24 protein-coding genes are annotated in these 21,959 nt (G+C 64.1%); 9 read left to right on the plus strand and 15 right to left on the minus strand.

The features are described from left to right. Entirely contained in the window at positions 1 to 921 is a 921-nt protein-coding gene (locus tag AC0L3P_RS08315) for a branched-chain amino acid ABC transporter permease (RefSeq protein ID WP_275170142.1), read from the minus strand. A gap of 105 nt (positions 922 to 1,026) precedes the next feature. Beyond that, positions 1,027 to 2,319 carry an ABC transporter substrate-binding protein gene (locus tag AC0L3P_RS08320; RefSeq protein ID WP_473301564.1) on the minus strand — a complete coding sequence of 431 codons (1,293 nt, stop codon included), beginning with the start codon at positions 2,317 to 2,319 and terminating at the stop codon, positions 1,027 to 1,029. A gap of 136 nt (positions 2,320 to 2,455) precedes the next feature. Here AC0L3P_RS08320 and AC0L3P_RS08325 point away from each other — a divergent pair, with 136 nt between their 5' ends. Next, positions 2,456 to 3,289 (plus strand): MurR/RpiR family transcriptional regulator, encoded by an 834-nt coding sequence (locus tag AC0L3P_RS08325; protein ID WP_354058387.1) that lies wholly within the window; start codon positions 2,456 to 2,458, stop codon positions 3,287 to 3,289. Positions 3,290 to 3,311: 22 nt separating this feature from the next. Continuing rightward, positions 3,312 to 4,136 (plus strand): SDR family NAD(P)-dependent oxidoreductase, encoded by an 825-nt coding sequence (locus AC0L3P_RS08330; RefSeq protein WP_354208556.1) that lies wholly within the window; start codon positions 3,312 to 3,314, stop codon positions 4,134 to 4,136. A 73-nt stretch (positions 4,137 to 4,209) separates the two neighbouring features. Here AC0L3P_RS08330 and AC0L3P_RS08335 read toward each other — a convergent pair whose 3' ends face one another. Further along, on the minus strand, positions 4,210 to 5,283 hold the full coding sequence (locus AC0L3P_RS08335) for a DUF2778 domain-containing protein (protein ID WP_473301565.1): 1,074 nt from the start codon (positions 5,281 to 5,283) through the stop codon (positions 4,210 to 4,212). Between the two features lie 648 nt (positions 5,284 to 5,931). On the opposite strand from AC0L3P_RS08335, the gene AC0L3P_RS08340 reads away from it, so the two are divergent. After that, positions 5,932 to 6,453: a FecR domain-containing protein gene (locus AC0L3P_RS08340; RefSeq protein WP_473301566.1), complete on the plus strand. Its 522-nt coding sequence runs from the start codon at positions 5,932 to 5,934 to the stop codon at positions 6,451 to 6,453. Between the two features lie 119 nt (positions 6,454 to 6,572). Beyond that, positions 6,573 to 8,462 carry a CHASE2 domain-containing protein gene (locus AC0L3P_RS08345; protein WP_473301567.1) on the plus strand — a complete coding sequence of 630 codons (1,890 nt, stop codon included), beginning with the start codon at positions 6,573 to 6,575 and terminating at the stop codon, positions 8,460 to 8,462. Between the two features lie 26 nt (positions 8,463 to 8,488). On the opposite strand, the gene AC0L3P_RS08350 is transcribed toward AC0L3P_RS08345, so the two are convergent. The 4 genes from AC0L3P_RS08350 to AC0L3P_RS08365 form a co-directional block, all read right to left on the minus strand. Further along, on the minus strand, positions 8,489 to 9,991 hold the full coding sequence (locus AC0L3P_RS08350; RefSeq protein ID WP_473301568.1) for a glycosyltransferase family 39 protein: 1,503 nt from the start codon (positions 9,989 to 9,991) through the stop codon (positions 8,489 to 8,491). 6 nt (positions 9,992 to 9,997) lie between these two features. Further along, a complete protein-coding gene (locus tag AC0L3P_RS08355; RefSeq protein ID WP_473301569.1) occupies positions 9,998 to 11,131 on the minus strand; it encodes a glycosyltransferase family 2 protein in 1,134 nt (377 codons plus the stop codon). A gap of 259 nt (positions 11,132 to 11,390) precedes the next feature. Continuing rightward, the gene (locus AC0L3P_RS08360; protein WP_354058373.1) at positions 11,391 to 11,594 is read right to left on the minus strand and encodes a hypothetical protein; all 204 of its coding nucleotides are present in this window, start codon (positions 11,592 to 11,594) and stop codon (positions 11,391 to 11,393) included. Between the two features lie 88 nt (positions 11,595 to 11,682). Further along, positions 11,683 to 12,063, minus strand: a complete 381-nt coding sequence (locus AC0L3P_RS08365) for a hypothetical protein (RefSeq protein ID WP_473301570.1) — start codon at positions 12,061 to 12,063, stop codon at positions 11,683 to 11,685. Positions 12,064 to 12,179: 116 nt separating this feature from the next. On the opposite strand from AC0L3P_RS08365, the gene AC0L3P_RS08370 reads away from it, so the two are divergent. Beyond that, on the plus strand, positions 12,180 to 13,001 hold the full coding sequence (locus tag AC0L3P_RS08370) for a DUF72 domain-containing protein (RefSeq protein ID WP_473301572.1): 822 nt from the start codon (positions 12,180 to 12,182) through the stop codon (positions 12,999 to 13,001). A gap of 22 nt (positions 13,002 to 13,023) precedes the next feature. Next, positions 13,024 to 13,485: a DUF488 domain-containing protein gene (locus AC0L3P_RS08375; RefSeq protein ID WP_473301573.1), complete on the plus strand. Its 462-nt coding sequence runs from the start codon at positions 13,024 to 13,026 to the stop codon at positions 13,483 to 13,485. A gap of 164 nt (positions 13,486 to 13,649) precedes the next feature. Here the strand turns inward: AC0L3P_RS08375 and AC0L3P_RS08380 are convergent, their stop codons facing one another. The 6 genes from AC0L3P_RS08380 to AC0L3P_RS08405 all read right to left on the minus strand — a co-directional run bounded on the left by AC0L3P_RS08380 (position 13,650) and on the right by AC0L3P_RS08405 (position 19,712). Further along, the gene (locus AC0L3P_RS08380) at positions 13,650 to 14,564 is read right to left on the minus strand and encodes a PhzF family phenazine biosynthesis protein (protein WP_473301574.1); all 915 of its coding nucleotides are present in this window, start codon (positions 14,562 to 14,564) and stop codon (positions 13,650 to 13,652) included. A 239-nt stretch (positions 14,565 to 14,803) separates the two neighbouring features. Then, positions 14,804 to 16,111: an adenylate/guanylate cyclase domain-containing protein gene (locus AC0L3P_RS08385; protein WP_473301575.1), complete on the minus strand. Its 1,308-nt coding sequence runs from the start codon at positions 16,109 to 16,111 to the stop codon at positions 14,804 to 14,806. A 31-nt stretch (positions 16,112 to 16,142) separates the two neighbouring features. Further along, positions 16,143 to 17,306, minus strand: coding sequence for an ABC transporter permease (locus AC0L3P_RS08390; protein WP_473301576.1), 1,164 nt, complete (start codon positions 17,304 to 17,306; stop codon positions 16,143 to 16,145). Continuing rightward, entirely contained in the window at positions 17,303 to 18,235 is a 933-nt protein-coding gene (locus tag AC0L3P_RS08395; RefSeq protein WP_106944523.1) for an ABC transporter ATP-binding protein, read from the minus strand. Before AC0L3P_RS08395 ends, AC0L3P_RS08390 begins: the two co-directional genes overlap by 4 nt. Next, a complete protein-coding gene (locus tag AC0L3P_RS08400) occupies positions 18,232 to 19,020 on the minus strand; it encodes an HlyD family secretion protein (protein WP_473301577.1) in 789 nt (262 codons plus the stop codon). Before AC0L3P_RS08400 ends, AC0L3P_RS08395 begins: the two co-directional genes overlap by 4 nt. Then, the gene (locus tag AC0L3P_RS08405) at positions 19,017 to 19,712 is read right to left on the minus strand and encodes a TetR/AcrR family transcriptional regulator (protein ID WP_473301578.1); all 696 of its coding nucleotides are present in this window, start codon (positions 19,710 to 19,712) and stop codon (positions 19,017 to 19,019) included. Before AC0L3P_RS08405 ends, AC0L3P_RS08400 begins: the two co-directional genes overlap by 4 nt. Positions 19,713 to 19,821: 109 nt before the next feature. On the opposite strand from AC0L3P_RS08405, the gene AC0L3P_RS08410 reads away from it, so the two are divergent. From AC0L3P_RS08410 to AC0L3P_RS08420, 3 genes are read left to right on the plus strand one after another with little or no spacing between them, the layout of a single operon-like run. Continuing rightward, the gene (locus AC0L3P_RS08410) at positions 19,822 to 20,157 is read left to right on the plus strand and encodes an ArsR/SmtB family transcription factor (protein WP_007611986.1); all 336 of its coding nucleotides are present in this window, start codon (positions 19,822 to 19,824) and stop codon (positions 20,155 to 20,157) included. Further along, on the plus strand, positions 20,154 to 20,618 hold the full coding sequence (locus AC0L3P_RS08415) for an SRPBCC family protein (protein ID WP_275170126.1): 465 nt from the start codon (positions 20,154 to 20,156) through the stop codon (positions 20,616 to 20,618). Before AC0L3P_RS08410 ends, AC0L3P_RS08415 begins: the two co-directional genes overlap by 4 nt. 12 nt (positions 20,619 to 20,630) lie before the next feature. Continuing rightward, positions 20,631 to 21,044, plus strand: coding sequence for a GFA family protein (locus AC0L3P_RS08420; protein WP_354058356.1), 414 nt, complete (start codon positions 20,631 to 20,633; stop codon positions 21,042 to 21,044). Positions 21,045 to 21,087: 43 nt separating this feature from the next. Here AC0L3P_RS08420 and AC0L3P_RS08425 read toward each other — a convergent pair whose 3' ends face one another. Continuing rightward, positions 21,088 to 21,498 (minus strand): DUF2000 family protein, encoded by a 411-nt coding sequence (locus tag AC0L3P_RS08425; RefSeq protein WP_473301579.1) that lies wholly within the window; start codon positions 21,496 to 21,498, stop codon positions 21,088 to 21,090. A gap of 63 nt (positions 21,499 to 21,561) precedes the next feature. Continuing rightward, entirely contained in the window at positions 21,562 to 21,951 is a 390-nt protein-coding gene (locus AC0L3P_RS08430) for a DUF4189 domain-containing protein (protein ID WP_007611990.1), read from the minus strand. Between the last annotated feature and the right edge of the window lie 8 nt (positions 21,952 to 21,959).

A 21,959-nucleotide genomic window follows, 5' to 3' on the forward strand; every position in this document is an offset into this window, starting at 1 on the left:
TTAGGCCTCGAGCACGCTCTTCTTGCCCCAGAGGCCGCGCGCGCGGAACGTCACGACGGCAACGAGCAAGATGTACATCGACAACAGCGACCATTCGGACGCGTAGGCGCCGGCAAGGCCGACGCACAATCCGACCAAAAGACCCGCGACGACCGCGCCCCAAAAGCTGCCGACGCCGCCGAGCACGATCACCAGGAACGCAGGAATGACGGCATCGACGCCCATATGCGGGCGAATGCCCCAGATTGGCGCGACGATGATGCCCGCGATCGCGGCCAGCATCGTGCCGAACACAAACACCAGCAGCCGCAATCGTGACAGGTTGATGCCGAGTGCACGGACGATCTCGCTGTCATGAGCGCCGGCCTTGACCGTCGCGCCGAACGAGGTCTTTTCGATCAATAGCCAGACCAGGCCGATGATCCCGGCCGCGATGCCCGCCGCGTAGAAGCGATAGGTCGACCAGATCAGGTCGCCGAAGAGGAAGCCGCCATTGATGGCGGACGGCACCTGCAGCACGTAGTCGCGCGTGCCCCAGACCAGGCGGATCATCTCCTCGATCACCATCGCGGCGCCGAAGGTCAGGAGCAGCCCGTACAGCGGATCCTTGCCATAAGTGCGCCGCATGCAGAGCTCGATCAGCATGCCGACCAGACTCACGATCACAGGCGCGATGATCAAGGTGGCGGCATAGCGCCAGCCGAGCGGCAACGCGAGCCACGCTTTCGCAAGCTCCATCGGCAATGGCGGGCGCGGCCCCGTGAGCTGCATGGCGACATAAGCCCCGAGCGCGAACAGAGAGCCGTGCGCGAGGTTGATCTGCTCCATCAGCCCGACGATGAGCATGAAGCCGAGTGCGATCAGCGCGAACAACAGGCCGAGCGTCAGGCCGTTGAGGAGATGCGGAAGAAGGTCGAACAAGGTTTTTGGCTCTCGCAACTGGCGTGTGTCACCCGGAACGCCGATGGTCCGGGCGCGCGGCGCGCGAGATGCGCGCCGCTCGGTACGCGATGTGACGCACCGTCTCTAGGAGTCGACGGTCGGCACCTGCTCGTAGGGCGTGAGCTTGCACTTGCCGGGGGCCGCATCGTCGGCGGCGGATTTCGGCTCCGTCCAGCTGATGATCTCGAACAGATCGGTGTTGTCGGCCGGCTTGGCGTTGCGCCGGGCCAGATAGATCGTCTGCTGCATCTGGTGCGTCATCGGATCCATGTAGGCGTCGAAATGTTGCATGCGATCGGTCGCCGAGACCTTCAGGTTCTCGAGCTCCTTGATGATCTTGACGTTGTTGGTCGACCCTGCCCGCTCGATCGCACGGAGCAGTTCGCGCGTGGACATGTAGCCGTTGTAGGAGACGTTGCCCGGCACCGGGATCGGGCCGTCCTTGTTGGCGGCCTGCCACTTCTTGACGAATTCGGCGACGCCGGGCAGCGGCAGCTTGTGATACCAGGTGGTGCCGAACACGCCGAACAGGCTGTCGGGCGCGCCCCACACATCGGGCCAGTCCTGCTGGTTGTTGATCCAGGCCGGCTTGCCGTCGAGCTTGAGCTGCGCCACCTGCTCGCGCAATGCCTTGATATCGTCGCCGCCGACCGCGGTCGCCACCACATCGGGTTTTGCTTGTTGGATCTTAAGGAGATAGGCGGTGAAGTCGCGGGTGTTCTGCGGCACCAGCAGATTGTCGAGGATCTTGCCACCAGCGCTCTCGACCTGCGTCCTGGTCGCGGCAGACGTCGTGTGACCCCAGACATAGTCGTTGGTCAGCAGCATCCAGTTCTTGCCGATGGAGTCCACCGCGTTCTTGACCGACGCCTTGGAAAAATTGGTGCCGTTGCCGTCCCAGACGAATTTCACGCGTGAGCAATTCTCCCCGGCTTCGCTCGGCGCGGAGGAATTGGTGTTCATGTAGATCACACCATATTTGCTGGCGACCTGCGTGATGGCGTTGGCGACGCCCGAATGCAGCGCGCCAATCAGGATGGTGCAGTCCTCGCGGGTGATGAAGCGTTCGGCGACGCGGCTGCCCGTCGCTGGTGTCGTTTCGGTGTCCGCGGTGATGAACGTGACCTGGCGCCCGAGCACGCCACCTTTGGCGTTGATCTCGTCGATCGCCATCTTGATGCCGCGGAAATCATCCTGGCCACTGTTGCCGTATTGACCGCTGGCATCGCAGGTCAGGCCAAGCTTGATCGGTTTCGCGCCTTGCGCCCAGGCATGATTCTGCCGCCACGGCCCAAAGAAGCTGCCGGTGCCGCCGATGACACTCGCCATCAAGCTGCCCTTCAGAACGCTTCGCCGTGAGATCTGACGCCCTCTCATCGTGTCCTCCCGTTTTCGAAGTCTTTTGCTTTTTTGTGAGATTAGAATATTCATTCCATCTGTTATGTAAAGTAGAATATTTGATCCAAACTGTGAAATGCCGTTAAAGAGGCGACCGATCCGGAGATCCGACTCGATGAACAAGACGGCTGGCGCCATGAGTTATGACGAGCTACGCGGCGCGATTGCGCAGCGGCATCGGGCGTTGTCCGGCCGGCTGCAGCAGATCGCGGAGTTCGTGCTCGATCATCCGACTGATGTCGCACTCGGCACCGTGGCGGAGGTGGCGCAGCGCTCAGGGGTGCCGCCGTCGGCGATCGTTCGCTTTGCGCATGCGCTCGGGTTCGGCGGCTTCACCGAGATGCAGCAGGTGTTCCGCTCACGCCTCGTTGCCGGCGTCGCGCCAAGCTACAAGGCGCGCCTCGCCCGCATGAAGAGCCAGGAGAAATCAGTGCTCGGCCGCCAGCCGGCCGCGGTATTGTCGCGCTTCGTCTCGGAAGCCCAATCGGCGCTGGTCACGCTGAGCCAGTCCGTGCATGCGCGCGAACTCGACGTCGCAACTGCGATTCTTGCCAAGGCGCGCGACATCTATCTGCTCGGCCTCGGCGGCTCGTTTCCGGTTGCGATTCATCTGGCCTACGTGCTGCGCAAACTGGGACGGCGTGTCGTCCTGCTAGACGGCACCGGCGGCAGCATCCACGAGCAGTCGCATGCCGCGACTACGGAGGACGCGCTGGTCGCGATCAGCTTCCGAAACTACTATCCGGATACGGCGCGGCTGTTTCCTGAACTCGTCGCGCGGGGCGTACCCACGATTTCCATCACCGACAGCCTTTTGAGCCCGATCGTCGAGGGCGCGAGCGTCGTGTTCGAGATCCAGGATATGCCTGAGCCTGCGCTGCGTACGCTTGTCGCACCGATGTGCCTCGTGCAGGCGTTGGCGATCGGCCTCGATCTCGCAGCAGACTGATAGTCTCAACAGGAGCAAGATCATGACCTCGCATGACACCACCAAGATTCTGGCAGGCAAAGTTGCGCTGGTGACCGGCGCGGGGCGCGGGCTCGGCCGCGCGTTTGCAGAGAAGCTTGCCGCGCTCGGCGCTGACGTCGCCATCCACGGCATGCGCGAGAACGGGCCGGCCGAGTATGGCGAGGGCACCACCCTCACCGCGGTCGCGGCTGAGATCGGCCGGGAATTCAGCGTTCGCAGCCAGCGCGTGCTCGGCGATCTCACCAAGGGCGAGGACATCGCGCGCGTCATCGCGGAGAGCGAGGCGGCACTCGGGCCGATCGACATTCTCGTGCATAATGCCGGCGGCGATATCGCGGCCGGCGGCGGCAAGCCCGATCCGAACGATGCAGTGAACATCAAGGAGGCCGATGTGCGCGCGGTGCTGGAGCGCAACCTGCTCTCCACCATCCTGACATGCCAGGCGGTCGCGCGCGGCATGATGGAGCGCCGACGCGGCCGCATCGTCACGCTTGGCTCGGTCGCGGCTTTCAAGGGGCGTACCCAGGGCTCGATCTATGCGGTGTCGAAGGCCGGCGTGACCCATTACACGCGATGCCTGGCCGACCAGCTCCGTCCCTACGACATCGCCGTCAACTGCATCGCGCCCGGAGATACCCGAACCGGCCGCTTCCTCGGGACACGCGCGGTGGACCCCGACCGAATGGTCGAGACCGGCACGCTCGACCGCATCGCAACCGTCGACGAGGTCGCGCGCGTTGTCGAGTTCTTCGCCGGTCCCATGGGCGCCTTCGTCTCGGGCCAGGTACTGAGGATCGACGGCGGCGGACAGTGCTGGCCGGGCTGAAACGCACCCGCACAGCGGAACAGAAAAGGGCCGCTGCAAGCGGCCCTTTTGCGTGAACTCGAATTGACTGGGCCTAGTCCACCCGCGCCAGCACCGCGAGCTTGCGGATGCCCTTGTTACGGTAGGCGTCGAGGAACGCGTAATAATCCTTGAACGATACGCAGCCGTTGGAATCGCCATTCGGCCCGAGCATGAAGGTGTGCGCGAGCAGGCCGTCGCGGCCGTAGATCGCGCTCTCGCCGCCAATCGGGGTCAGGCGCAGCGCGGGCACGCCGTGAAACAGCGCCTCGCGCGGCTTCAGCGTGTAGATGTGCGGCGGCGTCACGCCGCGCATGCGGACGCGCGAGGAGCGGGGGTCGTCGAGATTGGAGCCGAGGCCGGAATGCGCCTCGAGCTTGGTACCGTCGGGCAAGTAAACCGTCTTGGCGGAGATGTCGTAGACCGCGGTATCGCGTTCATAGGGTGCCGAATCGCCGAGCATGGGGTTCTGCTCCCTCGGCGCGATGGACGCGGTCACACTGACGTCGGCCGAGGCATAGGCGAGCAGCCCGCCGGACGGCTCGCGCTTGCCCCAGAGCTTGTCCACCATCGACTGCCGCGGTCCGGTGATCGACATCACCGCAGCCTTGGCGCGATCGGCAATCGATTTTGGCTTCGCCTCAGGCGCCGGCACGATCTCGGCCGGATCTGCCGAGGCAAGCTGCACCGACGCGTCAGCGCCGCGCTTGGACTTCGCGGCGTCAGCGACCTTGGCGGGGCCCGGCTTCAGGACTTCCGCGACCCTTGCGATCACGCTCGGCTTCGGCGCGTCCTTGGCTTCGGCGACCCTGGTTGCGGGTGCGGCGCTCGCCGCGTTCGATGTCACGCCTTGGGTCGCAGCCGCGGCAAAGCGATCGTTGAACATCTCGCGGGAGATCGGCGCTACCACCTGCAAGCGGTCGGGCAAGAGCGCAAAGGCTTCCTTGACGGCCTCACCGGCTTCGCGCAGCGCGACCCTGGGCGCGCGCTTGATCACGGGCTCGTCGTAGCCGCGGCTGCCGACGGTCGGATAGACACTGGCGGCAAAGATGTTGCTGTAGATGGTCCAGCCGGCGCCAAGTACGACGCAGCCGATCACGGCGGCGCCAAGCACGTTTTGGATGGTCATTTTCCGGGAAGGCTTCCGATAAGAAGTGCTCGAGAATCCTTTGGACCTTCGTGCCGCGATGCCTTGCGCAGCGATACTCGTACTCATTCGCCTTGCGTCCAGAACGGTGTCACTCAGTCCCCCTTCGAAGCGCCGCTGATCACGATCCGGGAACAGCATCTCGCAGAGGGTCGGAGCGTCATTAAGGCCACTTTTAGTTAAATGCGGATTAAGTTCGGGCAGATGTGGGGCAACCCGTTCGGGTTGTCCTATTTTGAGAAAAAAGCCCGCAGAACTACGGACTTAAGGTCGTCTGTTAACTATAATTCTCGGCGGGATCGGTGCGGTCGGCGAACGTCTTTGGCCGCCTCTCTAAACGCACCAACCAAGTCGTTTTCGTGGTCTTCAATACCCGGACGTTAACGGGGAATCATTGCGCGAGGCTGGTGTGCAGTAGCCCGCTTCCATCTCTCGTGGCACGCCACTCAAGCATCGCACGCGGCCCTCGCACGGCACGTCGCCCTGACCGAAAGTTGATCACGCCAGCCTGGAAAAGCCCGTGCCGAGAAAATAGCTGCGATCTCGGCACTTTTCAGCAGCCTCTGCGTGTGATACGGTACCGTATCAACATCGCCTTGAACTGTGCCTGGCACGCAAACGGAGGCTGGCATGAGAGGGATCGCACACGCGGGGTTTTTCGTCCTGCTGTGGTCGTCTTTGGCGATGGGATACGCGGCCGCGCAGCCTGCCAATGCGGGCTGCACAGCATCGCCATCCGCTGCCGGTACGCAGACCTGGCGCTGCGACAACGGCATCACGATCGTTGCCGAAAGCGGTGCCAGATTTGAACTTAAGGACGCCAACCGCGACGGACATATAGACTCCGTGGAGTTGAGCAGCAAAGCGCTGTTGGTCGAGGTGCGCAAAAAGCCCGGCGGCAATCCCTTCAAGGTGCTGACGCCGCAAGCGATCGCCGCGGTGCGCGGCACGAAATGGGCGGTCGACGTCGCAGAGGCCAAGACCTCGGTCTTCGTCGCCGACGGCCGTGTCGGCGTGAGCCGCAGGAGCCGTGCGCGCGGCGTCGTTTTAGGCCCCGGCCAAGGGGTCGATGTGGAAGCGACAGGCCCGTTGACGGTCAAGACATGGGGCCAGCCGCGCGTCGACGCGCTGATGGCAAGACTCGGTCAATAAGACTCGGTCAATAAGACTAGGCCAATAAGACTAGGTCAATAAGACCAGGCCAATGAGTTCGGGTCACCTGGGCTCGGAGAACAGCATTTGGACGATAGAAAAAATTGCAACACGACCACATGAGTAGCCGACGCGTTCAGATCCTGGTGGCACTCGTCCTCACCGGGCTGTGGGGCGCGAGCATCTATGCCAGCCATGCCAACGGTCATCTGCGCTTTCTCGATCGCCTCGAGGCGACGCTGACGGATTGGCGGACACAGGTCCGCGGCGTGCAGGTTCCGCCCGATCTCGTCACCATCGTCGCGATCGACGACACCGTCGTGAAGCGCGGCGGCAGCTATCCGCTGCCGCGCGCCGATCTCGCCCGCGTCGTCGACACCATCGTGCAGTTCAAGCCGAAGGTCGTCGCTATCGACCTGCTCCTGGTCGACCGCAGCGCTGCGATCGGCGACGCCACACTGGCAAATACACTGGCTACGGGTCCCATGGTGCTTGCCGCCGCGGCGATCTTCCCGTCCGCCAGCGAGACCGTGGAGACTAGCGGCCAAGGCCCCCTCGCCGCCCTGCCGCAGGCCGAGCGCTTCCTGCTGCCCTTGCCGGCGTTCGCCGATCATGCCGAGGTCGGCGTCGTCAACGTTGCGACCGGACAATCGGGCTCACCGCTCTCGGTGCCGATGCTGTTCCGGACCAGCGACAAGGTCGAGCTGTCATTCCCGTTGCGGGTTGCGGCGCGGGCGCTCGACAAGTCGCTGACGATCGCGCCGGACCATCTGATGCTCGGCGACCGCGCGGTGCCCACCGATAGCGACTTCGCGCTGCCGATTACCTATTACGGCCCGCGCCGGACCATCCGCACCGTCAGCGCGCAGAGCGTCTTCGACGGCACGCTCAAACGCTCCGCGATCGAGAACCGCATCGTCGTGATCGGCGCCTCGGTCGCCGGCGGCGGTGATTTCTACCCGACGCCATTCGATTCCCTGATGCCCGGCGTCGAAGTGGTCTCCACCGCGATCACCCACCTCGTCGCCGGCGACAGCATCGTCCGCGACCGCAAGGTCCACATCGCCGACGCGCTCATCGCGATCCTGTTGCCGATGCTACTGGTCGGCCTGCTCGCCTGGCGACGCAGCGCGCTCGGCATCGTCGCGGCGGCCGCGGTGATGATCGCCTGGGCCGGCTTCAATCTGTTCGCGTTCACCCACGGCGTCTGGCTGAACGCCGCGACCACGCTCGCCGCAGCGGTACCGCCGGTTGCGGTCTTTGCCGGCGTGCAATTGTGGGCGGGAGGCCGCCGCACGCAGTATTTCGCGGCCAAGAGCCGGTCGCTCGCGCAATTCCAGGCGCCGGCCGTGCAGGAGTGGCTTGCGCGCGATCCGAATTTCCTGTCGAAACCCGTCCGGCAGGACGCAGCCGTGGTCTTCATCGATCTCTCCGGCTTCACGGCGCTGAGCGAGCGGATCGATCCGGGCGAACTACAGGACATTCTGAAGGCGTTTCACGCGCTGATCGAGAAGACCGCGGTCGATTGCGGCGGCATGATCAGCGGCTTTCTCGGCGACGGCGCCATGATCCTGTTCGGTCTGCCCGGCGCAATGCCCGACGACGCCGCACGCGCGCTAAAATGCGCGATCGACCTGCACCGCGGCGTCGAACGCTGGATCGCGTCGTTGCCGCCTGCGATCAGGGATCAGCTCGGCTTCAAGATCGGCGCGCATTTCGGCCCGATCGTCGCCTCCCGCCTCGGCGAAAGCCACCAGCACATCACGGCGACGGGCGACACCGTCAACGTCGCGAGTCGGTTGATGGAGGTTGCCGTCCAGAACGGCGCGCAGCTCGCGCTCAGCGATACGCTGCTGGATGCGGCCGACTTCCAGGGCGCTCCAGACGGTGTTTTGTCGGGCCCTCTGCTCACGCAGGTCCGCGGCCGCTCCGGCGTCGTGACCGTCTGGTTCTGGCGCGATCAGGACAGGCCGAACCAGACCACGACCAAGGCCGAGATGATCGACTGAACCTTCGCCGTCGTCCCGACGAAGAGCTACCGCGCTTCCGGCGGTGGCGAGCGGTCCAGCACATCGCCCTTGGCGCCTTCGAGCAGATCGATGCCGTAGGTCTCGATCACGAGCGGGCCGCGCTTGCGCTGCAATTCCCCGACCTGCGTCACCTTCGCAAAGAGGTCGTGGACGGCGGGATGGCCGCCAGAGCGCAGCTCGTCGACATAGATCAGCTTGCCCGCAAGCAGTTTTGGATCGGGCTCGGGCATGTTGGCCCAGCGGATGCGCTGGTTCTGCTGCACCACGCAGCTGCCGCGCGGCAGATAGAAGGCGAGCCAGCCGGTCGTGCCGTAGTCCGGCGCAAGCACGCAGGTGGCACCATTGCGGGCGCGCACCGCTTCGATTTCGGCAGCGAGCTCGCGCCAGCCGACGCCGACGCTTCGCACCGTCGCATCGCGGCGATAGCCGGACAGCCAGCCGGTATTGGCCTGCACAATCAGCGCGACAAACATCACGATGCCGGCGGGTGCGGCCCAGCGCAGGCAAAAATCCACCAGGCGACGCTGGCGCGGCTTCCACCGCACGAGATTGGCGGCGGCGGCCGCGGCGACGACGAAAGGCGGATAGACCGGCGCGAACCAGTTGGCCTCGACGCGGGCATGCAGCGAATGCCAGACGAAATAGACGACGATGGTCCAGAACATCGTCTCGATCAACACGCGGGAGGCCAGCGCGCCGGCCCGGCGCCAGGTCAGCGCGTGCAGCCCCATCGCGCCGAGGATAAACACCAGCGGGGTTGCGAACGCGATCTGGGTCGGGATCAGCTCGGCAATGAAGACCGGACGAAAATCCTCGATCCTGGCGCGCCCGAGCTGCTTTGCGAACGAGACCCATTGATGATCGGCATTCCAGAGAATCACCGGCGAGAACAGCGCGAGCGCAACGAGGCCGCCGAGATACGGCCACGGCGAGAGAAACCAGTGCCGCAGTTTCGGCACGGTCACGAGCCAGATCAGGATCGCCAGCCCGAAGAACATCGCGGTGTATTTCGACAGTAGCGCCGCGCCGACGGCTGCGCCGACCGCGAGCCACCAGACGCCGCGGCCGCTCTCCAGCACCTTGGCGAGAAAGAACAGCACGAAGCTGGAGGCAACCAGAAGCGGCGCATCGGGCGTGACGATCAGCGTGCCGACCGAGGCCAGCAGCGTCACGTTGAGCAGGATGGCGCTGGTCGCCGCCACCCGCGCGCCGCCGATCAGGATCGCGGCGGAGCGATAGACCGCGTAGCTCATCGGGAGCGCGAGCAGGATCGAGACCAGGCGCACGCCGAGTTCGGTATTACCCGCGATCATGGTGCCGGCGCGGATGACGTAGGCAACCATCGGCGGGTGGTCGTAATATCCCCCGGCGAGGTTCTGCGACCACATCCAGTAATAGGCTTCGTCGAAGGTGATCGGCGTGAAGGCGGCTGCGACGAGCCGCAAGCCGACCAGCGCAAGAATCACCAGCACCGTATTGCGGACGATCCGCGCGTCAGCCCCGCCCATCGAGAGTTACTTCTTGCGCCAGACGAACAATCCGGACATCGCGTAGTTCCACACCACGCCCATCAGCGCCCCGGCCGCCCCCGCAAGCCACCAGATCGGCTCCTGGTCGTAGACCGAGAAGGCGACGCCGACATTGGCGAGCAGGCCGACGCTGCACACGATGTAGAACGCGATCAGGCCGCGCAGCAGCGCAAAGCCCTTCAGCCGCTGGTCGCGATAGGTGAGGAAGTTGTTGAGGACGAAATTGCTGGTCATCGCGACGATGGCGCCGGAGGCCTGCGCTTCCGCGAACGGCTCCTTGAACAGCTCGAGCGATATAAACAGGGTGGTGAGATGCACCACGAGGCCGATTCCGCCGACCATCGCGAACAGCAGGAAGCGTAACGAGACAGCATCATTGGTGAACTTCGCCAGCACCAGGCCGAGAAAATCCAGCGCGACCATGGAATCGAGCTTGCTTTCGCCGTGCTGGCGCTCACCGAACGTGTAGGGAATTTCGATGGCGCGCAAGCTGCCGTTCGCGCTCGCGACGAGGTCGAGCAGGATCTTGAAGCCATGCACGGAAAGTTTCGGCGCGAGCAGCTCGAAACGGTCGCGGCGAACCATGAAAAAGCCGCTCATAGGATCGGCGATCTCGACCCGCAGCATCTTCCTTGCAACCTCGGTCGCCAGTGCACTGGCGCCGGCGCGCTGCTTGTTGAAGCCTTCGCTCTTGTAGCCCTCGATGTAGCGGCTGCCGACCACGAGTTCGGCCTGCCCACTCGCGAGCAGCGACAGCATCTTCGGCAGTTGCGTCTCGTCGTGCTGGAGGTCGGCGTCGATCACGGCCGCATAGGGCGCGCTGGAGGCCAGGATGCCCTCGATGCAGGCCCCCGACAGGCCCCGGCGGCCGATGCGGCGGACACAGCGCACGCGGTTGTCGCGCTGTGCCAGCGCGCGCACGACATCCCACGTGCCGTCAGGCGAATTATCGTCGACGAACACGACTTCCCAGGCGACGCCGGCCAAGGCTGCCTCCAGCCGCCGGTACAGCACCGTGACATTGTCGCGTTCGTTGAAGGTCGGGACGACGACCGACAATTCCGGCGCCGGTGAGGCCGCCTGTGGGATGTCGGAGCCCGGTCTGATCGCTTCATTCATGACGGCAGCGTATATCCGCCGCGTCCTGTGCTGCCAAGAACTTGCGCTAGCAAGCCGGGGGTTCTCTGGGGGAGCGGCCCAAAAGGGGCCCAAAAATGCCAACGACCCCGGAACGGCGGGCCGCGCGTACATCCGGCGCAGCCTGTGCTATTCCAAGGTCGTTCCAGCGCCGGAGTTTTTCGCTCAACGTCGCCGTTAGAAGCTAAATGGGAACGGCAACGCCGCTTTACAAGGGGCGAAAGAGGCCTTTTTCACACCCTTACTGGTTCGGGACTTCCTTGATCACCGGCCCTCGCGGCACGGGCGCGGCAGGGGCCGCCGGCGCCGCAGCCCCGGCCGGCTCGGCCTTCGCAGGTTTGGGCGGCTTGCCGTACTGGCCGATCGGCCCAAAGACGACGGCGACCGCAAGCACGATCGCCGCGACGATCACGCCCAAAATGCCCCCCACCGACTCAGACGACATGGAAACCCATCCCTGTTCCAGATGCGCCCAGTGATACCATGGATAAGCGCGCTGCCGGAAGGGCTTGCCGCACGCAACGCTCAAGGGGCTATTTCTGCGGCGGCTTGTGCTTGACGAAGGCCGTCACGATGTCCTTCTGCGCCGCCTCCACCGCCCTGTTCGCGGTCGCGAGATGGGCGCCGCCATCGATATCCGGATATTGCGTGGTGAGATAATCGAGCAGTGCCACCCGATAGTATTGTCGCTCCGACGGACAGGCCGCGGCGACGGAGCGACCAAAGTCGTGTTCCGACAGGCCCTGATTGCCGTCGCGCGAATATTCCCGCGCCAGGCAATGCCAATAATCGTCGCGGCCCTGCTTGGCGAGCTTTTGCGCACCCTTGGCATCGTCATCGTCGGCTGTGACTGAAGATATCATGGCAGCAGATGTCATCATGACGAGCGCCGCTCCCACCATCAGCATCCGCATCTTGTTCTCCTTTTTTCGCAGATCCCGTCGCGAGCTTAGACGGGACGTCGCAACTGGCCAATCACAACTGGTTTGATTAGGATGGAGGCCCTCCTCCCGTCATCCGAGATCCTCCCGTGGCCAAAGCAAAAACCGCGTCCAAAAAATCCGGCAACATCTACATCGGCATCGGCGGCTGGACGTTCGAGCCTTGGCGCGGCGTGTTCTATCCGGAGAAGCTCACGCAAGCCAAGGAGCTGTCCTACGCTGCCTCGAAGCTGAGCTCGATCGAGATCAACGGCACCTATTACGGCTCGCAAAAACCGGAGAGCTTTCGGAAATGGGCGAGCGAGGTGCCTGATGGTTTCGTCTTCTCGGTCAAGGGGCCGCGCTTTGCCACCAACCGGCGCGTGCTGGCCGAGGCTGGCGATTCCATCAAACGTTTCTATGATTCCGGCGTGCTGGAACTGGGCGATCATCTTGGGCCGGTGCTGTGGCAGTTCGCGCCGACCAAAAAATTCGACGGTGCCGATTTCGGTAAGTTCCTCGAGCTGTTGCCGCGCAAGCTCGACGGACGCGCGCTGCGCCATGTCGTCGAGGTCCGTCACGACAGTTTCTGCACGCCGGACTTCGTCACGCTGATCCGCGAATTCGAGACGCCCGTCGTGTTCGCCGAGCACGGCAAATATCCTGCGATCGCCGACGTCGCCGGCGATTTCGTCTATGCCCGGCTTCAAAAGGGCAATGACGAGATCAAGACGTGCTATCCGCCGAAACAGCTCGATGCTTGGGCCAAGCGCTTTCAGGACTGGGCCGAGGGAAGTGAACCCGACGACCTGCCGAAGGTCGACAAGGCCAAGCCAAAGAAGGAGCCGCGCGACGTTTTCGCCTATGTCATCCACGAGGGCAAGGTGCGCGCGCCGGCCGGCGCGATGGAACTGATCGCACGAGTGAGTTGAGGTGTTTCGCTAAAGGTGTCTCATGGCAAAGGCCAAAAAGCTCTTCACCATCGGCTATGAGCAGACGCCGCCCAAGGCGGTGCTGGACGAGTTGGAGCAATCCGGCGTCAAGCTCGTCGTCGACGTGCGCGCGGTAACGTCATCGCGCCGACCCGGCTTTTCCAAGAAGCAGTTGTCCGCGGGCCTCGATGAACGCGGCATCGCCTATGTCCACCTCGCGGCGCTCGGAACGCCCAAGGAAGGCCGCCTCGCCGCCCGCAGTGGGCAATACGATGTGCTGGAGAAGATCTACGCAAAGCACCTGAAGACGCCGCAGGCCAGGAAAGAGATGGACGAACTCTCGGCACTGGTGAAGAAAGCCGGCCCCGTCTGCTTGCTCTGCTACGAGCGCGACCACACCCATTGCCACCGCCAGATGATTGCGGAGATCATCGAGGAGCGCGACGGCGTGGCGGTGAAGAATTTGGCGGGGCGGCAGGTGTAGCGGTCGTTCGTGTACCGTCTGCTTGAGCAGAAGAAGGACGACGGCGTGCCGCGGAGGTCGCAGGTCGGCCGTTCATCCTTCGAGGCTCGCAAGAGCTCGCGCCTCAGGATGACGGTTCTGACTTCGGTGCGTAGTGCACAACTAAAACGGCGAATGGCGAAAGCCTACCCCTCTCCCGCCAGCTTAAACGTCCCTTCCATCATCTGCACGCATTGCCCGCCGACATGGGCCGAGACGATCTTGCCGTCCTGCTTGCTCACGCGCGTCTGCAGGATGCTCGGCCGGCCCATGTCAAAACCCTGCCCAACCGTGAGCTTCAACTCGCCGTCGCGCGTGGCATCGAGCTCGGCGAACAGCGCGGCTGCGGCAACCGTGGCGCTTCCGGTGGCGGGATCTTCGGCGAGGCCGCCAGCGCCCCGCATGAACATCCGCGCCTGCCGCTCGCAAGGCGCCTCCGCCGCGGGCACATCGCGCGTATAGAACCACGCCGAGAATGCGCCGTCGCACGGAAATACCTTGCCGAAGGCCGTCGCGTCGGGCCTTGCTCGCCTGAGCGCATCGCGCGAGTGCACCTCAATCACCAGAAACGGCGTTCCAACACTGACGACCTGCGGCGCGTGACGGTCGACCTTGATGTCGTCTGCACTGAGCGAGATGCAGCTTGCGGCATCGGCGGCAGACAATTGCGACAGGCGCGCCAAAGGCTGTGGTGCGGTGAGCTCGGCGCTGATCACGCGGCCCTGCTCTCGCGAGACATCGACCGGCACCAGCCCCGCCTTCTCCTCGAACCGCAGGCGCGGCTTCGGCTCCTTCGCGATCGTCGCCAGCACGAAGGCGGTACCGACATTGGGATGGCCAGCGAAAGGAAGCTCCCTGACAGGCGTGAAGATGCGCACCTCGGCATCATTCGCATTGTCGCGCGGCGGCAGCACGAAGGTCGTCTCGGAATAGTTGAACTCGGTCGCGATCGACTGCATTTGCGTGGTCGACAACCCGCCGGCATCGAGCACCACGGCGAGCTGGTTGCCGCCGAAGGCGCGGTCGGTGAACACGTCGACGGTGATGTAGCGGCGCTGCATCTATCGCTTCCTCATGCAAGGCGCGGCCGCAACCGGCCGCATCGCGCGCCAGTCTACAAGCCGACGACATCGCTCGTCATGCCCCAATATTCGGTGCAATCGGAGCAATCGCGGTGACGCGTCGGAGGCCGAGAAGCGGCTTCTGCAATGCAAGACCCAGGCTTGCGGAGATAGTTCATCACGCGCCTCACCGAAGCGCGCCCCACTTCAACGAAGCGCGACTCGCATTTGAAGGCGCGTTAGCCCAATTGAAACACCGCCACCTTCTGCTCATAGCCGCGCACCTCGACCTCGCCGAGCGCGACGGCATCGCTGCCGTCCTCGCCCAGCGCCTCGCGGACGGCCGCGGAGATCAGGAGCTGCGAGCCGAACTCCTTGTTCAGCGCCTCCAGCCTGGAGGCGAAGTTCACGGTGTCTCCGATGACGGTGTATTCCTTGCGCCGGGGCGAGCCGATATTGCCGGCGACGACCTCGCCGAAATGGATGCCGATTCCGATTCTGAGCGGCCAGCTCGTCTGCGCGTTGATGCGCTCCATCGCGGTCAGCATCTCGCGGCCCGCGGCGACCGCGCGGTGCGCGGCGTCGGAGGTCTCGAGCGGGGCGCCGAACAGGGCAAGAAAGCCGTCGCCCAGAAACTTGTTCACGATGCCACCCTCGCGGTCGAGAATGTCGACCAGCACGGCAAAGGCACCGTCGAGCCTATCGACCACCTCCTGCGGGGTGCGCGACTGCGCGCCCGTGGTGAAGCCGCGGAAATCGACGAACATCACGGCAACGCGGCGGAGGTCGCCGGCGGCGCTCGTCCCCGCCGCCATCAGCCGCTCCACCACCTGAGGGGAAACGTGCTGGCCGAACAGGTTGGTCACCCGGTCGCGCGCGGTCGCTGCCGCAATGCTCGCGGAGAACTGGCGCCGGAGCTGCGCACCGACCGCGCCTGCAAGCACGCCGCAGATCAGGATGATGGTGCTTCGCACCGCGTGGAAATAGATCTGCGGCTCGCCGCTCCCGCTGACGGGGTCGAAGATCAGCGCCACGGTGAGCAGCTCACCCGCAGCAACGAAGCCGGTGAAGGTGGACAGCCAGAAGTCGAGCCGCAGGGTCGAGAGGATGACGAAAATGAAATAGATCAGCGGCACGACGAAGCCGAGCGCCTGGCTCGCACCCATGCTGCGGATCTGCAGGATCAGGATGACGGTCGGCAGCGAGGTCTCGATCAGCGCACCGATATAGCGCCGGATCACCGGCAGATCGCGGTCGAGCTTGAGGTTTCGCCTTATCTGGCTATGGACCCAAACCTCGAACAGGATGAAGCCGGTCAGGAGACCATAAACCTCGGCAAGCCCCTCCGTGCCCCGCCAGACCCGCTGCACCACGGAGGAATCGACGAGATAGATCGCGGTGAGGAACACGACGATGACGCAGCCCGTCGTGAGCAGCGCCCTCACCCGTACGAGCTCGGTACGCAGCACTTCGCGCGTCAGCTCGCGCTCGAAGTCCTCGGACATCACGGCATGCTGCCGGGCCTTCCTGCTCGCAAAACTGACCATCCTGCCCCCTTGATTCCAGGGGCATCTTGCCTCAATCCAGCGTGCGGCGGAAGCGCGTCACGGCGATGGTCATGGCGAGCAGCATCAGGACTGCCAGCGCCAGCGCGTCGAAATGCAAATTTTGCATGCTCGCGCCCTTCAGCATGATGGCGCGGACGATGCGCAAATAATGCGTCAATGGCAGGCACTCGCCGACATATTGCGCCCAGGCCGGCATCCCGGCAAACGGGAACATGAAGCCGGACAGCAAGATGCTCGGCAGGAAGAACATCATCGACATCTGCATCGCCTGGAGCTGGTTCTGCACCAGGGTCGAGATCGTGTACCCGACCGCCAGGTTGGTCGTGATGAACAGCGTCGAGAGCAGCGCCAGCAGGAACAGATTGCCGAGCACCGGCACGCCGAACAGGCCGACCCCGATGCCGATAATGAGAAACGCCTGCACGAATCCGACCAGCACGTAGGGAATGATCTTGCCGAACATCACCTCGACCGGCTTGATCGGCATCGACAGCAAGGCCTCCATGGTACCGCGCTCGACTTCCCGTGTGACCGATAGCGCGGTGAAGATCAGCATGGTCATGGTGAGAATGGTGCCGACGAGGCCCGGCACGATGTTGAGGCTCGACGCGGCGGCGGGGTTGTAGCGGGCATGCGCGCGGATCTCGAACGGCATCTCCGGGGGATCTCCGATGTAGAGATCGTGCTTGAGCGCGGTCTGCACGACCATGCCGAGCGAGCCGATCGCCGCACTCGCTGCGACCGGATCGGTGGCGTCGGCCGCAACCAGCAGCGTAGGTCTGTCGCCGCGCCGTACCGCCCGCTCGAAGCCGCGCGGGATCTCGACGCCGAACAGCACCTTGCCGGACTTCAGCAAATTGTCGAAATCGTCGACGTCGTGCACCTCGTAGATGAAGCGGAAATAGGCCGTATTCTCCAGCGCCTTCAGGATCGAGCGGGCGAGATCGGAATCCTCCTGGAGCAGCACCGCGCTCGGCAGATTATGCGGCGTGGTGTTGATGGCATAGCCGAACAAGAGCAGCTGCATCACCGGCAGCATCACGATCATCGCAAACGACACGCGGTCGCGCCCGAGCTGGATGAACTCCTTGATCAGCATCGCATAGGAGCGCCTCCAGAAACCGAAGCGCTCCCGGATCGCGTGCCGTGGTTCGGGACCGTCGACGGCGGTCATTGGAAATTGTCCTTGGAACGGCCCATCAATTCGATGAACACGTCTTCCAGTGACGGCGATGATTGATGCCAGTGCAGCCCGCTTTTCTCGCGCCACGGCGCGATGCTGGCTTCGAGCGCGGCGACGTCGCGGCCGGAGACGTGCAGCGACGTACCAAACGGCGCCACCATGTCGATTCCCGGCTTGCCGGTGAGCGCAGCCGTGAGCTCGTTCAGGTCCTCGCCTGTCACGGTGTAGGTCGTCAGCGCGGATTTCGCGATCACCTCCTCCACGGTGCCGTGCACGAGCAGATGGCCATAGGCGATATAAGCGATCTCGTGACAGCGCTCGGCCTCGTCCATGTAGTGTGTCGAGACCAGCACGGTGAGACCGTCGGCCGCCAGTGCATGAATCTCGTTCCAGAAATCGCGCCGCGCTTTGGGATCGACGCCGGCGGTCGGCTCGTCGAGCAGCAGCAGCTTCGGACTGGGCAATGTGCAGGCACCCAGCGCCAGCCGCTGCTTCCAGCCGCCGGAGAGCTCGCCCGCGAGCTGCTCCTCGCGACCCGACAGCCCCAGCCGCTTGATCATGTCGCGCGCGGCGCCGCGTGCATCGCGAAGGCCGTACAGGCGCGCGACGAATTCGAGGTTTTCGCGGACAGAGAGATCCTGATAGAGGCTGAATCGCTGGGTCATGTAGCCGACCTGGCGCTTGATCTTTTCCGCATCGCGCCTGATGTCGTAGCCGAGGCAGGTGCCCTCGCCGCTGTCGGGCGTGAGCAGGCCGCACAGGATGCGGATGGTCGTCGTCTTGCCCGAGCCGTTCGGGCCGAGGAAGCCGTAGATCGAACCGCGCTTCACCTGCATCGACAAATCGTGCACGACCTCGCGGCCACCGAACGACTTGGTCAGGCCCTTGACGTCGATCGCGATGCCATTGCCGCCGCTCATCGCTTGTCCGCCACCGGGGTTTTTGGATTGAAATGGACGTCGATAGGTTGTCCGACGCGCAGCGCATCGGGGCGCGACGGCCGCGCCTGGATCAGATAGACGAGCTTGTTGCGCTCCTCGAGACTGTAAATGACCGGCGGGGTGTATTCGGCCGAAGTCGCGATGAAATAGATCTTTGCTGTGAGATCGGCGGCGCAATTGTCGCACGCGACCCGCACGGTATCGCCGATCGCAAGCTTCGGCAGCTCGGTCTCCGGCACGAAGAAGCGCAGCTTCATGTTGCCGGGCGGCATGATCGAGAGCACGGGCCGCTGCGCCGCCACCATCTCGCCCTCGCGAAAATAGATCTGCTGGATGGTACCGGCTACGGGCGCAAACCCTTTGCGGCGCGCCATCCGCGTCTCCGAGGTCGCCACCCGTGCCTCTGCGACGCGCAAGGCGGAGACGGCCGAGTCGAGATTGGCCTGCGTGCCCGAGCCGGTCTTGCTCAGCGAAGCCGCGCGGTCATAGGTCTGCTGCGCGTTCGCCAGTGTCGCCTTGTTCTGGTTGAGATCGGCAAGCTGGAGATCGTCGTCGACGGAATAGAGGTGATCGCCGACCTTGACTTCGTCGCCCTCGCGGATGTTCAGCTTCGTCACGCGGCCCGCCTCGTCGGGGCTGACGAAGATCATGTCGGCCTCGACCCAGCCCTGGAAACCGGGATCACGTTTCTCCTTGCACCCGGCAAGCCCGGTTGCGAGCGCGATGATCAGTGCAGCTCCGAAAATTACCTGCGACGACCTCATGTCGTGCTCCGTTCGCCAAAAATCAAATCGAGATGAACGCGCAGCATGTCCTGCGCGTCGAGCGGCGCGTGCCGCGCAAACAGGCTCTGCCAGATCACCGCGATCATCGCGGGTGCGACCAGGATCTGCGGATAGTGCGCCAGGTTCTTCTGGCGGATCTCGCCGCGGGCGATGGCGAGTTCGATCAGCGCGCGCATGGCGGCGATGCCGCGTGAGACGACCTCGCGGTAGTAGAAATCGGCCACGGACGGAAACCGCGGTCCCTCGGCCACGATCAGGCGCACGAGATCGCCGCGCCTGGTGCCGATGACCTCCTTCAGGAAGTTGCTGGCAAACGTCTCGACGAGATCGCGCACCGACCCCGCCGGCGGCGGCAATGCCGTCAACCGCGTCACAACAGGCACGATCACGGTCCGCACCAGCTCCTCGAACATCGATTCCTTGTCCCTGAAGTGCAGGTAGATGGTGCCCTTGGCGACACCCGCGCGCTTCGCGATGTCGTCGAGCCGCGTCGCGGCAAAGCCGCGCGCGATGAATTCCTCCATCGCGGCATCCACGATCGCCGCACGCCGTTCCGCCGCACGCGTGGCACGGCTCGACGCGGGGGCCGGGTCGTTGCCAGCACGTGCAGAGGCCTTCGCGTTGGCGCGAGTTACCGGCGGCGTGGTGGCTTTGGCGGGCTTCTTGATCATCCACATATGATGACTGACCGGTCAGTCATAGTCAAGGCGCAGCATTGCGGACCTAGTGGCCAACAATTTAGTCTTGACTAATTTATTAGCGCATACTAATCTAACTTCTATGATCGAAGCCGCCCCAAATCCCGTCACCACAGTGATGCGCGCCCTTGCCGATCCAACCCGGCGCGCCGTGTTCGAGCGCGTCTTCGAGAGCAAGGAGATCAGCGTCGCCGAGCTCACGCGCGGCAGCGGCGTGACGCAAGGCGCGATCTCGCAACATCTGAAGTCCCTCAAGCAGGCCGGCCTCGTCGCCGAGCGTGCCGAGGGCCGCAACGTCTATTACCGTGCCGCGCCGCAAGGCCTCGAACCGCTGGTCTCCTGGATGGACCATTACGGCGTGTTCTGGCGCGAGCGCTTCCAGAACCTGCGTGACCTCTTGAAGGAGATCGACCCGTGAGTGCTGTTGAATTGAAAGCCGAGACAAAAGACATTGTCCTCGACGAGGTGCTCCCTCACGCGCCGGAGACGATCTGGAAGGCGCTGACCAGCGCCCAGCTGATCGCGCGCTGGCTGATGCCGCCGAGCGGTTTCGAGCCTGTCGAAGGCAACACCTTCACCTATCAGACTACGCCGGGCGGCGCCTGGGATGGCGTCATCCATTGCCGCGTCCTTGAAGTCATGCCGAACCGGCGCCTCGTCTACGCCTGGAAGGGCGGCGATGAGCGCAACACCGGCTACGGCGCGCCGCTCGACACTATCGTGACGTGGTCCCTCACCCCGGTGGAGGCCGGCACGCGGATCCGTCTGGTTCATGCGGGCTTCGTCATACCCAGGAACGAATCCGCCTACACGGGCATGAGCGGCGGCTGGAAGAAGGTCGTCCGCCAGCTCGACGAGATCAGCGGCGAAGATAAGTAAGGAGTTGTCGCAATGACCAATCCGTTTACCGGCGGCTGCGCCTGCGGCGCGATCCGCTATTCGATCGCTAGTGAGCCCCTGTTCAGCAATCACTGCCAATGCCGGGACTGCCAGCGCGAAAGCGGCAGCGGCCACGGCTCCTACGTAACCTTCGCGCGCGCCGGCGTCACGCTTACCGGCGAGGCGAAGCATTGGGACATGGTCGCCAACAGCGGCAACGTGAAGACGCGCGGTTTCTGCACGCAGTGCGGCGTGCCTGTGTACATGACCTTCGCGGCACAGCCCGACGTCTTTACGATCCGCGCCGCAAGCCTCGACGAGCCTGCCCGCTACAAGCCGCAGGCGGTCACTTTCGCCGCGCGCGGACATGACTGGGATCGTCTTGACCCGGACCTGCCGAAATTCGCGGGCATGCCGCCGGGATAACGCATCGCAAATGGAAGCGCGCGCAAGACCGCGCGCGTTCACGTCAACTATGAAACTTCAGCCCATCAACGATCTTGTCGATCACCTTGCGCTCGGCGCGCACCGCGAGTCCGACGAGGTTGAGGTCAGGGCGCGCCACCGCCCTTACCGCCTCGCGGTTGGCGGCGTCATGGGTGGTCGCGAACATGTCCTGGGTGTAGACCGCCGGCTTGACGCTACGCGTCAGTGCCCGATCGAGCGCGCGCGTCAATGCGGGACCGTCGGCGCCATAGATCAGGATGGGCTGGCCGATGAGCGCGTGATACTTCGTGCCCGACGCGTCCTCATAGGGCTCGCCAATGCATTCCGGAAAGGCTGCGGCGATGCCGCTGGTGAGGAAGGCCGCGACATTGAGCTTCTGCCAGGCCTGAAGATCGGTGCGGATCACGATGGCGATTTTGGTATCGAACTGCATACAACTCCCCGACTGTCATTCCGGACTCGATGCTACGCACCATCGGAATGACGGCAAGAGGAATCAACCCTTTGCGTCGCAGGCCCAGGCGCGGATCACGCATTCCTTGCCGCCGTATTTGTAGCATTCGCGCGTCGCGGCATTGAGCGTGGCCGAGATCTTCGGCTTGACGGCATAGCCATAGGCACCGCAGGGATTGGAAAGGTCGACCGACATCGCGGCGCATGCGCGCTTCATCGTCACGGTCGTGCAATCGCCCTTGCACTGCTTCTGCGCCGCCGCACGCGCTTCGTGCTCGGCGCCATAATCAAAGGCCTGGCCATAGGCGCCACACTTGCCGACCGCAAATGCACCGGCGGCGTGCGCATCCGTGATATGGCGAGCGCCCGCGACGCACACGGACAGCGCAAAGAAAAACATCGCGCAACGGCGCGCGACGACGTTCGAAGCCATGGAAAAAC

The sequence above is a fragment of the Bradyrhizobium sp. WSM4874 genome, assembly GCF_055811835.1.

Excerpts from the sequence above, each read along its gene's own strand:
- AC0L3P_RS08400 (WP_473301577.1), bottom strand. The coding sequence starts at position 19,020 with ATGAGGTCGTCGCAGGTAATTTTCGGAGCTGCACTGATCATCGCGCTC.
- AC0L3P_RS08395 (WP_106944523.1), bottom strand. The coding sequence starts at position 18,235 with ATGAGCGGCGGCAATGGCATCGCGATCGACGTCAAGGGCCTGACCAAG.
- AC0L3P_RS08425 (WP_473301579.1), bottom strand. The coding sequence starts at position 21,498 with ATGCAGTTCGATACCAAAATCGCCATCGTGATCCGCACCGATCTTCAG.
- AC0L3P_RS08320 (WP_473301564.1), bottom strand. The coding sequence starts at position 2,319 with ATGAGAGGGCGTCAGATCTCACGGCGAAGCGTTCTGAAGGGCAGCTTG.
- AC0L3P_RS08405 (WP_473301578.1), bottom strand. The coding sequence starts at position 19,712 with ATGATCAAGAAGCCCGCCAAAGCCACCACGCCGCCGGTAACTCGCGCC.
- AC0L3P_RS08375 (WP_473301573.1), top strand. The coding sequence starts at position 13,024 with ATGGCAAAGGCCAAAAAGCTCTTCACCATCGGCTATGAGCAGACGCCG.
- AC0L3P_RS08340 (WP_473301566.1), top strand. The coding sequence starts at position 5,932 with ATGAGAGGGATCGCACACGCGGGGTTTTTCGTCCTGCTGTGGTCGTCT.
- AC0L3P_RS08365 (WP_473301570.1), bottom strand. The coding sequence starts at position 12,063 with ATGCGGATGCTGATGGTGGGAGCGGCGCTCGTCATGATGACATCTGCT.
- AC0L3P_RS08430 (WP_007611990.1), bottom strand. The coding sequence starts at position 21,951 with ATGGCTTCGAACGTCGTCGCGCGCCGTTGCGCGATGTTTTTCTTTGCG.
- AC0L3P_RS08355 (WP_473301569.1), bottom strand. The coding sequence starts at position 11,131 with ATGAATGAAGCGATCAGACCGGGCTCCGACATCCCACAGGCGGCCTCA.
- AC0L3P_RS08390 (WP_473301576.1), bottom strand. The coding sequence starts at position 17,306 with ATGACCGCCGTCGACGGTCCCGAACCACGGCACGCGATCCGGGAGCGC.
- AC0L3P_RS08350 (WP_473301568.1), bottom strand. The coding sequence starts at position 9,991 with ATGGGCGGGGCTGACGCGCGGATCGTCCGCAATACGGTGCTGGTGATT.
- AC0L3P_RS08345 (WP_473301567.1), top strand. The coding sequence starts at position 6,573 with ATGAGTAGCCGACGCGTTCAGATCCTGGTGGCACTCGTCCTCACCGGG.
- AC0L3P_RS08335 (WP_473301565.1), bottom strand. The coding sequence starts at position 5,283 with ATGACCATCCAAAACGTGCTTGGCGCCGCCGTGATCGGCTGCGTCGTA.
- AC0L3P_RS08420 (WP_354058356.1), top strand. The coding sequence starts at position 20,631 with ATGACCAATCCGTTTACCGGCGGCTGCGCCTGCGGCGCGATCCGCTAT.
- AC0L3P_RS08410 (WP_007611986.1), top strand. The coding sequence starts at position 19,822 with ATGATCGAAGCCGCCCCAAATCCCGTCACCACAGTGATGCGCGCCCTT.
- AC0L3P_RS08385 (WP_473301575.1), bottom strand. The coding sequence starts at position 16,111 with ATGGTCAGTTTTGCGAGCAGGAAGGCCCGGCAGCATGCCGTGATGTCC.
- AC0L3P_RS08325 (WP_354058387.1), top strand. The coding sequence starts at position 2,456 with ATGAACAAGACGGCTGGCGCCATGAGTTATGACGAGCTACGCGGCGCG.
- AC0L3P_RS08360 (WP_354058373.1), bottom strand. The coding sequence starts at position 11,594 with ATGTCGTCTGAGTCGGTGGGGGGCATTTTGGGCGTGATCGTCGCGGCG.
- AC0L3P_RS08330 (WP_354208556.1), top strand. The coding sequence starts at position 3,312 with ATGACCTCGCATGACACCACCAAGATTCTGGCAGGCAAAGTTGCGCTG.
- AC0L3P_RS08380 (WP_473301574.1), bottom strand. The coding sequence starts at position 14,564 with ATGCAGCGCCGCTACATCACCGTCGACGTGTTCACCGACCGCGCCTTC.